The following is a 13695-nucleotide window of genomic DNA, read 5'->3' as shown; positions in this document are numbered from 1 at the left end:
GGGGCATCCGATCACTGGCGGTATCCGGTCAGGAAGCGGCCGATGCGGCTGATGGCCGCGTCGAGGTCGTCAGCGTACGGGAGCGTCAGGATCCGGAAGTGGTCGGGCCGCGGCCAGTTGAAGCCCGTGCCCTGTACGACCTGGATCTTCTCCCGCAGCAGCAGGTCCAGGACGAACTTCTCGTCGTCGACGATCGGATGCACCTTCGGGTCGATGCGCGGGAACGCGTACAGCGCACCCTTCGGCTTCACGCACGACACACCGGGGATCTCGTTCAGTTTCTCCCAGGCCCGGTTCCGCTGCTCGTGCAGTCTGCCGCCGGGCGCGACCAGTTCCCGGATCGACTGCCGGCCACCGAGCGCCGCCTGAATGGCGTACTGCGCCGGCGCGTTGGGGCACAGGCGCATGGAAGCGAGGGTGGTGAGCCCCTCCAGATAGCCGCGGGCGTGCTGCTGGGGGCCGGAGATCACCAGCCAGCCGGAGCGGAAGCCCGCGACGCGGTACGTCTTCGACAGGCCGCTGAACGTGAGGCAGAGCAGGTCGGGGGCGAGGGACGCCACGGTGTGGTGCTCGGCGTCGTCGTAGAGGATCTGGTCGTAGATCTCGTCGGCGAACACCATCAGGCCGTGCCTGCGCGCCAGATCGAGGATGCCTTCGAGGAGCTCGCGCGGATAGACGGCGCCGGTCGGGTTGTTCGGATTGATGATCACTACGGCCTTGGTGCGGTCGCTGATCTTCGAGGCCATGTCCTCCAGGTCGGGATTCCAGTCCGAGGCCTCGTCGCAGGCGTAGTGCACCGCCTTGCCGCCCGCGAGGGTCACCACCGCCGTCCACAACGGGTAGTCGGGAGACGGGACGAGGACCTCGTCACCGTCCTCCAGCAGTGCCTGGACGGCCATGGAGATCAGCTCGGAGACGCCGTTGCCGAGGAAGACGTCGTCGACGCCGACATCCGTCAGTCCCATCGCCTGGTAGCGCTGCACCACCGCTCGGCGCGCGGAGAGGATGCCGCGCGAGTCGGTGTAGCCGTGCGCCTGCGGAAGCATCCGGATCATGTCCTGGACGACTTCCTCGGGCGCCTCGAAACCGAACAGCGCGGGGTTGCCGGTGTTGAGGCGGAGCACGCTGTGGCCCGCCTCCTCCAGGGCGTTGGCGTGCTCGATGACCGGGCCCCGGATCTCGTAACAGACCTCGTCGAGCTTGCTGGACTGCCGGAATTCCATGCGGTGGCCTCCCCGACCTGATTGCGATACTTGGTTTTACCAAGCTCGGGCTTGGAAAGTCCAACAACATGTCTAGACTGCGTCGCATGCCACGTCAGCAGCAAGCCGCAACGCGTCCGCCCCGCCGCCGGAGTTACGACCAGTTCTGTGCCGCCGCACGCTCCCTCGATTCCGTGGGCGACCGGTGGACCCTGCTGATCGTCCGTGAACTGCTCGCGGGACCGCGCCGCTACACGGACCTCCACGCGGACCTGCCGGGCGTCAGTACGGACGTCCTCGCCTCCCGGCTCAAGGACATGGAACAGAACGGCCTGGCCACCCGCCGCCGGCTTCCGCCGCCCGCCGCGGCCTCGGTGTACGAACTGACGGAACGCGGCCGCGGGTTGCTGCCCGTGCTCTCCGCGCTCGCCGAATGGGGGGCGCCCGCGCTCGACGAACGGCGGCCCACCGATGCCGTACGGGCGCACTGGTTCGCGCTGCCGTTGTTGCGCGTCCTGGACGGGACGACGCATGCGGGGGTTGTCGAAGTCCGCCTGGACGAAGGGGAGTTCCATGTGCGTGCCGGTGGCGGGACGCCCGGCGCGGGGCGCGGTGCGGGAGGCGGCACCGCGGACGTGGACGGCGGTGCGAGGGACCCGTCGGTCGATGCGACGGTGTACGGGGACGGCCCGGCCGCCCGTGCAGATGCCCGCATCGCGCTCGACGTCGAAGTGTGTCTCGCGCTCGCGCGGGGCGAGTTGACCCTCGCCGAGGCGGTCGGGAACGGGCGCGCCGAGGTGACCGGCGACGGACCGCTCGCCGCCGAACTCCGCGGGGAGTGAACGGCGGGCCGGACGCGGTGCGGTTCCGGCGTGGACGCGTTCGAGGGTGCGCGGGCGGCGGCCCGTGGGGCTCGGCGGACGAGGGGGTTCGGTGGGGCAACAGGTGGGTAGCGTGGGGGCGTTCGAAGGACCCAGGAAGCCTCCGGATGGCCGACGCGTCCGGAGTGGTCGGTACGTCCGGAGCGGTCGGCGCGCCCCGGTGTGCTGATGTGCCCGGTGTACTCACGTGCTGATGCGCTCGGAGCGTTGCGGCTTCCGGATGCCGAGGCGAGGAGTCGTACGTGAGGATCGGCGGACAGCGCACAACCGGCGGACGGCCGGGAAGCGAAGGACGGCGCGGCCGTACGGGAGCGTGGATGCGACGGGGACGAGGAGCACGCCTTGCCCGGGTCCTGGTCACGGGCGGCTGCGTGGCCGTGCTCGGGTTCGCGTCGTCGTCGGCCGTGGCCACCCCGGGCAGTGGTGTGAGTGGCACGGTGGTCGCGAAGGGCACGTCGGAGGGGAAGCTGAAGGTGAAGACCCCCGACGGCCGTACCGATGTGACCTTCCGACCATCACGGTCGAGCCCGGCGGTTCCACAGGCTGGCACACCCACTGCGGTCAGCTGATCGCCGTCGTCAAGTCCGGGACGCTGACGCGCACGCTGCACGACTGCTCGGTCGAGGCGACGTCCGCCGGTTCGTCGTTCATCGAGCCCTCCGGAGCCCGTCACCGCCATATCGGGCGCAACCTGGGGTCGGAGCCGGTGGTGCTGTGGGTGACCTACCTGCTGCCCCGGGGGCAGCGAGCTCTCCGACGACGCCGAGGCGCCGGACTGCGGCACGACGTAGTGGCGCGTCCGAGGGGGATCCGGCGCGGCGTGTTCGCGCGTCCCGTGCAACGACCGGGTCCGGCGCACCGAGCGGGAGCGATGACGGTGGCGCGTGGTTCGAAGTGATGCGATGCGATGCGATCCGACGGGACGTACTCGACGCGATCGGACTCCGCGTGACCGGAAGCGACGGGACCGGACTCGATGTGACCGGAAGCGACGGGGCTGGACCCGACGGGACCGGAAGGGACGGGGCTCGACGTGACGGCCTCCGGCGTGATGCGATTCCGCGTGATGCGATTCGAAGCGATCACCTGGGAGCGGCTGGCCGAGTCGTTCGCCGCGCGTGCCGACGGCCTGGAGCCGGCCGGTGCCGGCCCCTGGACGAGGATCGCCGTCGACGGGGCTCCGGCGGCCCGCACGGGTGAGCTGGCGCAGAAGGTCGCAGAGGCTCTGCGGGTCCGGGGACGTGCGGTGCTCGTCGTGTCGACCGAGGGATTCCTCCGGCCGGCGAGCCTCCGGTACGAGTACGGCAAGGAGGACCCCGACTCGTACTACAGCGGCTGGTTCGACACGGGCGCGCTGTGGCGCGAGGTGCTCGGTCCGCTGGAGGCGGACGGCAGCGGGCGCGTGCTGCCCGACCTGTGGGATCCCGTGACGGACCGGGCCACGCGCAGCCCGTACCGGCTCCTGCCCGAGGGAGGCGTGCTGGTGGTGCACGGTCCGTTGCTGCTGGGGCACTGGTTCCCGTTCGACCTGAGCGTCCATCTTCGGTTGTCGCCGGGCGCGCTGCGGCGGCGCACCGAGGAGGGCGGGCGCTGGACCCTGCCCGCGTTCGCGCGGTACGAGGAAGAGGTGGCGCCCGGCGATCGTGCGGACGCGGTGGTACGGGCCGACGACCCGCTGCGCCCCGCGTGGACCGGATGGCGGCGGAACGAGTGACGAGTGGCGGGCGGGAGCCACCCGGCGACGGCGGGGCACTCACGTCCCGGTCCGCGGGCAGCCTTCGCGGGTCCGGCCGTTCGACACCGCGCCCCACCCGGTCGTCGGTCAGCCTTCACGGGCCCGGGCGGCCGCCCACCCTGGTGACCGCCTCGGCCCCCGAACGACAGCCCGCCGCCACGGCCGAGGCGTCGTCAGCCCCCGACAGCAGGGCAGCGAGGAGGCCGCCGGTGAACGCGTCGCCCGCGCCCGTCGAGTCCACCGCCCCCTGTACCGGAACGGCCGGAATGCGCCTCGTCACCGTGCCCGACACGGCCAGCAGCGCGCCGCCCTCGCCGAGCGTGACGACCACCCGGGGCACCCGGAGGCTCAACTCGACCGCGGCGTCCGCCGGTTCCGTGAACCCGGTGAGCAGGTGGGCCTCGTCCGTGTTGGGCAGCAACAGGTCCACGCCCTCCACCGCGGTCAGGAAACGGTCCACGCCCAGTTCGGCGAGAAATCCGGCCGAGGCCGGGTCGACGCTCACCGTGATCCGCCGCCGTCGTGCCTCCCGCAGCGCGAGCAGAACGGTCGCCCTGCTCGTCGCGGCGAAGAGGAGGTACCCGGAGAGGTGGAGATGACCGATTCCGTCGAGCATCGACGGCGACCAGTCGCCGGGGGAGAGGCGCAGCACGGCGCCGCTGTCGGTGAGGAAGGTGCGCTCGGCGGTGGAGTCGACGAGGGCGACGACGGTGGCGGTCGGTGCCTCGTCGTCGACGGCCAGCAGGCAGCGCACGCCCGCCCGGCGCAGCGCCTCCCGGTGCCAGGCCGCGCTGTCGGCGCCGACCCGTGCCAGCAGCCGTACGTCGGAACAGCCCGAACGCGCCGCCCAGCAGGCGACGTTGGCGCCCGCGCCGCCCGGCAGGGTGCGGATCAGGGCGGCGGTGTCCGTACCGCGGGCCAGCTCCTTCGTGTGCCGTGCCACCACGTCGGTGACCACGTCTCCGATGACGAGAAGCCCGCCGCGGGCCGTCGACCGGCCGTCGGGCGCCGTCACGGCACGGGAACCCACGGGCGTCGGCACGGCGCGGGAACCCATGGTCGTCGACGCGGTACCGGGACCCGTGGGCGCCGTCACGGCGCGGGAACCCACGGGCGTCGGCACGGCGCGGGAACCCATGGTCGTCGACGCGGTACCGGGACCCGTGGGCGTCGGCACGGCGGGGACTCCCGCACGTCCCGGTCCGGCTCCGGACCTCGCGCGTTCCGGACCGGTCCTGTCGCTCGCGCCGTCCGACGCGCGGCGCTTCCCGTACCTCCGGGGCCCGCCGCGTCACCTTCCGGTCCGGCCGCTTTTCTCGTGCCTCCTGGTCCGGCGACGTTCCCCGTACCTCTCGGTCCGGCTCCGTTCACTGCGTACCGTCGCGGCGCGACGTGTTCCGGTCGTCGGAGTGCTCCGCCGTGTCGTGTGCGCGGGCCGTCCAGGCGGTGGCGATCCGGGCGGCGAGCGACACGTTTCCGCGTACGGCCGCCAGATTCGCCTCCAACGAGGCCCCCTCGGTCCGTCGCATCAGCCTGTCCAGCAGGAAGGGGGTGACGGCCTGGCCCACGATGCCGCGCTCCCGGCAGGCGTCGAGGGCCTCCGCCAGCACGCGGTCGTGAAGCCCGGGATCCAGTTGGTCCCGTACGGGCACGGGGTTGGCGACGATCAGTGCGGAGGCGGGGCCGTCCAGCGCGTCCTGGGCCCGCATCACCTCCGCGACCTCCTCGGGCGTCCGCACCGTCCAGTCGACCGGTTCGCCCGAACTGTGCAGGTAGAAGCCGGGGAAGTGTTCGGTGCCGTAGCCGAGGACCCCGACACCCAGCGTCTCCAGCCGCTGCAAGGTGGCGGGGACATCCAGGATCGACTTCACCCCCGCGCACACCACCGTGATGCCGGTCCGTGCGAGGAGCCGCAGGTCCGCCGACTCGTCCTGGGTCCGTGTCCATTCCCGGTGGACGCCCCCGAGCCCGCCGGTCGCGAAGACACGCAGTCCGCCGCGGGCGGCGAGGAACGCCGTCGCGGACACGGTCGTCGCCCCGCTCGCACCCGTCGCCAGGGCCGGGGCGAGATCGCGGTGGCCCAGTTTGCGCATCGCCGGATCGGTGGCGACCCGTTCCAGCGCGTCCTCGTCCAGGCCGATGTGGGCCCTTCCGTCGAGCACGGCGATCGTGGCGGGGACCGCGCCCGCGGCCCGCACCAGTCCTTCGAGCTCTTCGGCGACCCGCAGGTTGCGGGGACGCGGCAGGCCGTGGGCGATGATCGTCGATTCCAGGGCGACGACGGGCTGGTGCGTGGCGAGAGCCGCCCGTACCTCGGTGGAGAGGACGGGGGTGTAGGGGTGCGCGGCGTCCGACGCAGTCAATGACATGTCCACATCCCTGTCGCGGGTGTGTCGTCCTCAAACGTGCCGTCCTCAAACGTACGGACGCTCCGGCCTCCCCATGCGCGTGCTCTTCGGGCGCTCTTCCGGCCCTGGTGGCGAGAAGCTTTCGATCCTGGTGGCGAAACGTCGGGAAGGGGCCGCTATGGTGACCGGCCATGACTACACATGATCAGTCTCCGGCCTCGTTCGTCGTGCACATCCCGGACGCGGAACTCGAACCCGAACCGCTCGACCCTGCTCAGATCGTCTCGGGCGAACCTGTCGTGACGGGCAAGGTCCTGTGGGAATCGCCCGACGGCAAGCAGGTGCGAGGCATCTGGCAGATCACGCCCGGCGTCGTCACCGACACGGAGGCCGACGAACTGTTCGTGGTCGTCAGCGGCCGGGCCACCGTGGCGGTCGAGGGCGGGGCGACGCTGGAGATCGGGCCGGGGGACGCCTGCGTACTGCGTGAGGGCGACCGTACGACGTGGACCGTGCACGAGACGCTGCGCAAGGCGTACCACATCTGCCTCTGAAGCCTCTGAAGCCTGAAGCCCCTGGAGCCCCTGGAGCCCCTGGAGCCCCTGGAGCCGCTGAAGCCTCTGAAGTTGCTGATGGATCGGCGGCCACCCCCGACGCTTCGGTCGAAGCCGTACCGATGGTGACCTCGCACCGCCCGTGGCGCCCTCGCACCGACCGCGAGGGCGCCCGGAACGTGAGGTCGCTCCGCTCGTGAGGCTTCACGGGCGCCTCCGAGGCGTCGGCGATCGTTTCGGTGTGACGTCAGAGCTCGGTGGCGGGCGGCACGGGTGCCGCGGTTGTCGTGGGCGCCGACGTGCCGGGCGCCGGAGTACCGGGCGCGTCGGGGGTCGGCGTCCCGGGTGCTTCGTGCGCGGCGGGCCGGGCGAGGGACCGGCGCAGTGCCATCGCCGCGAGCGGGAGCAGCAGGCATGCCGCCACCGCGTTCAGCCAGCCGTAGCCCGCCCGGGCGACGATCAGCCCGGCGATGGCGCCGCCGACGCCCGCCGCCGTGTTCATGGTCAGGTCCGAAAGCCCCTGCACGGCGGCGCGGGCGGGCTGCGGTACGGAATCGGTGAGCAGCGCCGAACCGGAGACCAGCCCGGCCGACCAGCCCAGGCCCAGCACGAACAGGCCCGCAGCGGTCCGGCCGTGGCTGGCACCCGCGGTGCCGGCCAGAAGCGCGGCGCAGAAGAGCAGCCCGATCGCCAGACCGATCACGGCCAGTCGGCCGAACCGGTCGGACAGCCAGCCCATCACCGGGGAGAACGCGTACATCCCCGCGATGTGGCCGCTGATGACGAGCCCGATCAGTTGGAGTCCGGCGCCGTGGTGGCCCAGGTGGACGGGCGTCATCACCATGATCGACACCATCGCGGTGTGCGACACGGCCACCGTCACCAGAGCCAGGCGCGCCCTCGCCGATCCCCGGACCGCAGCGAATCCGGCCCGCAGCGACCGGCCCGCGGGCGACGTGTCGCCCTGCGGAGCCAGGGCCCGAGCGGTCAGCAGCGGGTCCGGTCGCAACAGCACCGCGACGAGGAGGGCGGCGAACAGGAAGATCGCGGCCGCGAAGAAGAACGGGCCCGCATGCTCGGATATCGCCGTGCCGCGGAAGAGCCGCCCCACCGGGGCCGCGATGTTCGGGCCGAGAACCGAGCCGATGGTCGTGGCCCAGATGACGGTGGAGATCGCCCGCCCCCGGCGGTCCGGCTCGACCAGATCAGCGGCGGCGAACCGGGCCTGCAGATTGGCCGAGGATCCGGCACCGAACGCGGCCATCCCGAACAGCAGCAGCGGAAAGTTCTCCACGACGGTCGCCGCGACCACGAGCCCCGCGCCGAGGGCACCGATCAGATACGCGAGCACGAGACCGGGGCGCCGGCCGCGCGAGGTCATCAGCGCCGCCAATGGCAGCGAGAGCAGCGCGGTGCCCGCCACCGACGCGGTCGGGGCCAGACCCGACAGGGCCTCGGAACCGCTCACCTCGGAGGCCAGGACCGGTGCCAGCGCGATACCGATGGGCACGCCGAGGCCGCCGAGTATCTGGCTGGCTATCAGCACGGCGGACGTTCTGCGTCGCAGCGCGGGAAGATCGCCCGCGGAGACCCGGTCCGCGGACCGGGCGGACCGGGCGGGCCGGGTGGATGTGTCAGGAGCATCGAGGGGGTTGGTCACTGACGCAGTGTGCCAGCCCGCACCAGGTACGAAATACGACCGTGCGACGCGGGCGTGGAACGGGGACGTGCGCGATCGGGCCCCGTACGGCGTACGGCAGGGCGCGCGGCCTCACCCGCCCGGAGCGAAGCACGGGAGCCAGCCGTTCAGGAGTGCCGGAGCAGGGGCGCGCCGGAGCACGTGAGCAGAAGGTGGCGGCCCGCGCCAGGACGTCAGAACAGCGGCTGCGGCAGCACGCCTTCGAGGGCCAGCAGCTCCCGCTTGGTGTCGAGCCCGCCGCCGAACCCGCCCAGCCCGCCGTCGCTCTCCACCACCCGGTGGCACGGCACCACCACCGGCAGCGGATTGGAACCCATGGCCGCCCCCACCGCCTGTGCCGCCCCCGGCTGTCCCACGCGCGCGGCCAGGTCGCCGTAGCCGACGACGGTCCCGTACGGCACGCCCACCGCCAGTTCGCGCAGCACCTGGCGGTTGAAGCCGGAGGTCAGCGACCAGTCCAGTTCGAGCGAGAACTCCCGCGACGAACCCGCGAAATACGCCGCGAGCTCGCGTATCGGCCCGGCGAGCCGTGCGGAACCGGGATTTTCCACCGGTTCCGCACCGAGCCGCGCCCGCAACTGTGCGAGTGCCTTCTCCCGCACCTCGGGGCGGGCGTGGAACACCACGTTCACCAGACCCGTACCGGTCGCGGCGAGCAGCAGCGGGCCGATGTCGCTCTCGACGACGGCCCACTCGACAACCCCGTTGCTGTTCATGGGAGCCACCGTACGACCGACCACTGACACCGGCCTCCGGCCCGGCTGACACCGCCCCCGGCCCCGGCCCGGCGGACCGTGGGCCGCCGACGCGCGCCGCGGACAACCGCGCGCCCCGCCAACGAGCGTGCGTGCCGCCGCCCGCGGCTGCGCGCCGCCGTCAGCCCGTTGCCTCGCGCACGACGTCCGGCCTGTTCGTGATGATCCCGTCGACACCGAAGCCCGCCGCCCTCACCGCGTTCGTCGCGTCGTCGACCGTCCAGGTGTTGACCCGGAGCGCCTTGCCGTGGGCGCCCTTCAGGGCGTGCACCGCCTCCACGTAGTCCGCCGAGACCGACGTGAACGAGGGGTTGATCTGATCGGTGAACGTCGCGTACGAGGGCAGGTCGGCCACCGGAGGCGTCCCGAGGAAGCCGGTCGTGACGTCCGGTCGCTGCTGGTGCACCCGCTTCACGCTGTCTGCGCCGAAGCTCTGGACGACGAGCCTCTTCCTGACGTGCGCGCGGTCGAGCCACCCCTTCTGGCGCAGCACCCGAAGGGTCTCCTTCTCGATCCCCGGGTAGATCTCCGGGCTCTTGATCTCCAGCAGCAGCTTCTGGTCGTTGCGCTCGACGCGCTCCAGGTACTGCGTGAGGGTCGGCACCCGGGTGCCGGTGAACTGCGGACCGAACCAGCTGCCCGCGTCCAGTCGGGCGATCTCGGCCGCCGTGAAGTCCCTGACCGCCCAGGGGGAACGGTCCGGGAAGACCTCCTCGGCATCGGTGGTCCGTGTCAGATCGGTGTCGTGCATGACCACCAGCACGCCGTCGCGGGTCAGCTGGACATCGTTCTCCACCCAGTCGAAGCCGAGCGCGTCGGCCTTGTCGACGGCGGCCAGGGTGTTCTCCGGAGCGTAGGCCGAAGCACCCCGGTGGGCGAGGACGACCGGAGCGACCGCGTCGGCCGGGGTGACCGGAGCGGTGTAGACGGTCGAGGCAGCCGAGACGATCGGGACGGTCGAGAGGGCCGAGGCGGCCGGGCTGAGCGGTTCGGTGACGGGGGTCCGGGCGTCCCCGGCCCGTAAACCCGTGACCGGGCTCGTTCCCGTGGGGCCGGCTGTGACCGTGGGCCCACCCGTGGTCCGCGCGTCGGCCGTGGTCCGCGCGTCGGCCGCCGATATCGGCAGCGCGCCGACGCCCAGCAGGACGGCGGCGACGAAGGCGGTTGCGGTACGTGCGTGCACGTGTACTCCTCGCGTCGGAGTTACGGACGGGCCGAGAGTGCCAGTGGTGACCCGGCGGGCGACAGACGAAGGACGGCCACAACCCGAGGCCGCCGTCGGGACCGGGTCACGGGCCGATCTCCGTGTCGATAAAATGCAGCTCTTCTGTTTGTTTGCCGGGCCTCGCGGCTTAGGGTCACCCCCGGACCCGGGCTTCCGCGAAGGGCGTACGAGCATGCAGGGCACGATCGATGGTTTCAGCTACGGCGCGGTGACGCCCGTCGCGGCCTTTCTGATGGCCTGTCTCGGCGCGGCCCTCGGGCTGCGCTGCACGACCCGTTCGCTGCGCACCGAGCGTTCCTTCAAGGCGGGCTGGCTGGCCCTCGGCGCGACCTCCATCGGCTCCGGCATATGGACGATGCACTTCGTCGCGATGATGGGCTTCACCATCGACGGGGTGACCATCGGCTACGACAAGCCGATCACCTTCGCCAGCCTCGCGGTCGTCATCGGCATGGTCGCCGTCGGCATCTTCGTCGTCGGATACCGGCGCGCCACCCGCATGGCGCTGGTGACCGGCGGCACCATCACCGGGCTCGGCATGGCCACCATGCACTACCTGGGCATGGCCGGAATGCGACTGGAGGGACGGCTCGAGTACGACACGCTCACCGTGGTGCTCTCCGTCGTCATCGCCGTGGTGGCCGCCACGACCGCGCTCTGGGCGGCCGTCTCCGTGCAGGGCTTCCTGGCCGGTCTCGGTGCCAGCGTCGTCATGGGCGTCGCCGTGAGCGGCATGCACTACACGGGCATGGCCGCGCTCAGCGTCCATCTGCACCCGGCCGCCCTGACCGGCGACGCCGCCACCGACAGCTCGACCGTGCCCCTCCTGCCGTTACTGGTCGGCCCCGGCTGCTTCCTGCTGCTCGCCGCCGTCGTCGTGATGTTCGACCCCCTGATGGTGATGGGCACCCCGGACTGGAACGACACCAGGACCGGGAGCGGGGCCGACGGACCGGCCGGAGCCCCGGCACGGCGGCAGGTCCCCAGCTTCGGCACGTACGCCGACCCGGCCTCGTTCCACTCCCGCCCGCGCGACCCCGCACCGCCCGGAGACTGGTGACCCCGGCCCCGGCCCGGCGTCGGCCGCGGGTTCCGTGACCGGCGTGACGGCCGAGCCGACCCGGTTGTCAGTGGGGGGTCGTACCGTGGTGTCATGCGGCCCGTTTCGAAGATCGAACGTACGGTGGCGCCTTTCGAGGTCGTCAGTCCCTACCAGCCCAGCGGCGACCAGCCCGCGGCCATCGCCGAGCTGGACCGGCGCATCCGCGCGGGCGAGAAGGACGTCGTCCTGCTCGGCGCGACCGGCACCGGCAAATCGGCGACCACCGCCTGGATGATCGAGAAGCTGCAGCGCCCCACCCTCGTGATGGCGCCGAACAAGACGCTCGCCGCCCAGCTGGCGAACGAGTTCCGTGAGCTCCTGCCCAACAACGCCGTCGAGTACTTCGTCTCGTACTACGACTACTACCAGCCCGAGGCGTACGTCCCCCAGTCGGACACCTACATCGAGAAGGACTCCTCGATCAACGAGGAGGTCGAGCGGCTGCGCCACTCCGCGACGAATTCGCTGCTCACCCGGCGCGATGTCGTCGTGGTCGCCTCCGTCTCCTGCATCTACGGCCTCGGTACGCCGCAGGAGTACGTGGACCGGATGGTTCCGCTCAAGGTCGGCGACGAGATCGACCGCGACGAGCTGCTGCGCCGCTTCGTCGAGATCCAGTACACCCGCAACGACCTCGCGTTCACCCGCGGCACGTTCCGGGTCCGCGGCGACACCATCGAGATCTTCCCGGTCTACGAGGAGCTCGCCGTCCGCATCGAGATGTTCGGCGACGAGATCGAGGCGCTCTCCACCCTCCACCCGCTCACCGGCGAGGTGATCAGCGAGGACCAGTCCCTCCACGTCTTCCCCGCCAGCCACTACGTCGCGGGCCCCGAGCGCATGGAGAAGGCGGTCAACGGCATCGAGCGGGAGCTGGAGGAGCGCCTCGCCGAGCTGGAGAAGCAGGGCAAGATGCTGGAGGCCCAGCGCCTGCGGATGCGTACCACGTACGACATCGAGATGCTCCGGCAGATCGGCACCTGCTCCGGCGTCGAGAACTACTCGATGCACTTCGACGGCCGCTCGCCCGGGACCGCCCCCAACACCCTTCTCGACTACTTCCCCGAGGACTTCCTCCTCGTCCTCGACGAGTCGCACGTCACCGTGCCGCAGATCGGTGCCATGTACGAGGGCGACGCGTCCCGGAAGCGCACCCTCGTCGACCACGGCTTCCGGCTGCCCTCCGCGCTCGACAACCGTCCGCTGAAGTGGGAGGAGTTCCTGGGCCGGATCAACCAGACGGTCTACCTCTCGGCCACCCCCGGAACGTACGAGCTGTCCCGGAGCGACGGCTTCGTGGAGCAGATCATCCGTCCCACCGGCCTCGTCGACCCGGAGGTCGTGGTCAAGCCCACCGAGGGTCAGATCGACGACCTGGTGCACGAGATCCGCAAGCGCACCGAGAGGGACGAACGCGTCCTCGTCACCACCCTCACCAAGAAGATGGCCGAGGACCTCACCGACTACTTCCTGGAGCTCGGCATCCAGGTCCGCTACCTCCACAGCGACGTGGACACCCTGCGCCGTGTCGAGCTGCTGCGCGAGCTGCGCTCCGGCGAGTACGACGTCCTGGTCGGCATCAACCTCCTGCGAGAGGGCCTCGACCTCCCCGAGGTGTCGCTCGTCGCCATCCTCGACGCGGACAAGCAGGGCTTCCTGCGCTCGGGCACGTCCCTGATCCAGACCATCGGGCGCGCCGCCCGCAACGTGTCGGGGCAGGTCCACATGTACGCGGACACGATCACCCCGGCGATGGCGCAGGCCATCGACGAGACCAACCGTCGCCGCGAGAAGCAGATCGCCTACAACACCGAGCGCGGCATCGACCCCCAGCCGTTGCGCAAGAAGATCAACGACATCGTCGCGACGATCGCCCGCGAGGAGGTCGACACCGAGCAGCTGCTCGGCACCGGCTACCGCCAGGCCAAGGGGGCCAAGGCCCCTGTCCCCGCACTCGGTGCCAAGGCGTCCGGCTCCGGGAAGAAGGCCGCCGCCGTGGTCACCGACCGCCCCGCCACCGAACTCGCCGGAATCATCGAGGAGATGACCGAACGCATGCGGGCGGCCGCCGCGGACCTGCAGTTCGAGGTGGCGGCCCGGTTGCGCGACGAGGTCGGCGAGCTGAAGAAGGAGCTGCGCCAGATGCGGGAAGCGGGTCTCGCCTGACCGCCATGCGGTCGATGTGTTGCAGGAC

11 protein-coding genes and 1 pseudogene are annotated in these 13695 nt (G+C 71.4%); 6 read left to right on the top strand and 6 right to left on the bottom strand.

The genetic code is table 11. The annotated features are described in order from the left end of the window. Positions 1 to 11: 11 nt before the first annotated feature. Positions 12 to 1223: a pyridoxal phosphate-dependent aminotransferase gene (locus tag AB0E67_RS06600; RefSeq protein WP_362021854.1), complete on the bottom strand. Its 1212-nt coding sequence runs from the start codon at positions 1221 to 1223 to the stop codon at positions 12 to 14. Between the two features lie 86 nt (positions 1224 to 1309). Here AB0E67_RS06600 and AB0E67_RS06595 point away from each other — a divergent pair, with 86 nt between their 5' ends. The 3 genes and pseudogenes from AB0E67_RS06595 to AB0E67_RS06585 all read left to right on the top strand — a co-directional run bounded on the left by AB0E67_RS06595 (position 1310) and on the right by AB0E67_RS06585 (position 3797). Beyond that, complete coding sequence (locus tag AB0E67_RS06595; RefSeq protein WP_362021851.1) at positions 1310 to 2044, top strand: helix-turn-helix domain-containing protein; 735 nt, start codon at positions 1310 to 1312, stop codon at positions 2042 to 2044. A gap of 356 nt (positions 2045 to 2400) precedes the next feature. Continuing rightward, a pseudogene (locus AB0E67_RS06590) lies at positions 2401 to 2874 on the top strand (cupin domain-containing protein). Between the two features lie 275 nt (positions 2875 to 3149). Next, the gene (locus AB0E67_RS06585; RefSeq protein WP_362021848.1) at positions 3150 to 3797 is read left to right on the top strand and encodes a uridine kinase; all 648 of its coding nucleotides are present in this window, start codon (positions 3150 to 3152) and stop codon (positions 3795 to 3797) included. 115 nt (positions 3798 to 3912) lie between these two features. On the opposite strand, the gene AB0E67_RS06580 is transcribed toward AB0E67_RS06585, so the two are convergent. Together AB0E67_RS06580 and AB0E67_RS06575 are read right to left on the bottom strand one after the other, a co-directional pair. Continuing rightward, complete coding sequence (locus AB0E67_RS06580) at positions 3913 to 4875, bottom strand: sugar kinase (protein WP_362021845.1); 963 nt, start codon at positions 4873 to 4875, stop codon at positions 3913 to 3915. A 310-nt stretch (positions 4876 to 5185) separates the two neighbouring features. Next, a complete protein-coding gene (locus AB0E67_RS06575; protein ID WP_362021842.1) occupies positions 5186 to 6187 on the bottom strand; it encodes a pseudouridine-5'-phosphate glycosidase in 1002 nt (333 codons plus the stop codon). Positions 6188 to 6357: 170 nt separating this feature from the next. Between AB0E67_RS06575 and AB0E67_RS06570 the strand changes: the two genes are divergently transcribed. Beyond that, on the top strand, positions 6358 to 6720 hold the full coding sequence (locus AB0E67_RS06570) for a cupin domain-containing protein (protein WP_073788646.1): 363 nt from the start codon (positions 6358 to 6360) through the stop codon (positions 6718 to 6720). Between the two features lie 247 nt (positions 6721 to 6967). Here the strand turns inward: AB0E67_RS06570 and AB0E67_RS06565 are convergent, their stop codons facing one another. From AB0E67_RS06565 to AB0E67_RS06555, 3 genes are all read right to left on the bottom strand, one after another. Then, complete coding sequence (locus tag AB0E67_RS06565; RefSeq protein ID WP_362023513.1) at positions 6968 to 8287, bottom strand: MFS transporter; 1320 nt, start codon at positions 8285 to 8287, stop codon at positions 6968 to 6970. A 305-nt stretch (positions 8288 to 8592) separates the two neighbouring features. Continuing rightward, positions 8593 to 9135 carry a methylated-DNA--[protein]-cysteine S-methyltransferase gene (locus AB0E67_RS06560; RefSeq protein ID WP_362021839.1) on the bottom strand — a complete coding sequence of 181 codons (543 nt, stop codon included), beginning with the start codon at positions 9133 to 9135 and terminating at the stop codon, positions 8593 to 8595. Between the two features lie 160 nt (positions 9136 to 9295). Continuing rightward, complete coding sequence (locus AB0E67_RS06555; RefSeq protein ID WP_362023510.1) at positions 9296 to 10123, bottom strand: glycerophosphodiester phosphodiesterase family protein; 828 nt, start codon at positions 10121 to 10123, stop codon at positions 9296 to 9298. Positions 10124 to 10571: 448 nt separating this feature from the next. Between AB0E67_RS06555 and AB0E67_RS06550 the strand changes: the two genes are divergently transcribed. Both AB0E67_RS06550 and uvrB read left to right on the top strand, forming a co-directional pair. Beyond that, positions 10572 to 11459: an MHYT domain-containing protein gene (locus tag AB0E67_RS06550; protein WP_362021836.1), complete on the top strand. Its 888-nt coding sequence runs from the start codon at positions 10572 to 10574 to the stop codon at positions 11457 to 11459. A 93-nt stretch (positions 11460 to 11552) separates the two neighbouring features. Beyond that, on the top strand, positions 11553 to 13667 hold the full coding sequence (uvrB, locus tag AB0E67_RS06545) for an excinuclease ABC subunit UvrB (RefSeq protein ID WP_362021833.1): 2115 nt from the start codon (positions 11553 to 11555) through the stop codon (positions 13665 to 13667). Positions 13668 to 13695 lie beyond the last annotated feature (28 nt).

Source organism: Streptomyces sp. NPDC032161 (genome assembly GCF_040636995.1).
GTDB lineage: Bacteria > Actinomycetota > Actinomycetes > Streptomycetales > Streptomycetaceae > Streptomyces.
Note: the sequence above shows the minus strand (reverse complement) of the source record. Positions and strands in the feature narration are given on the sequence as shown.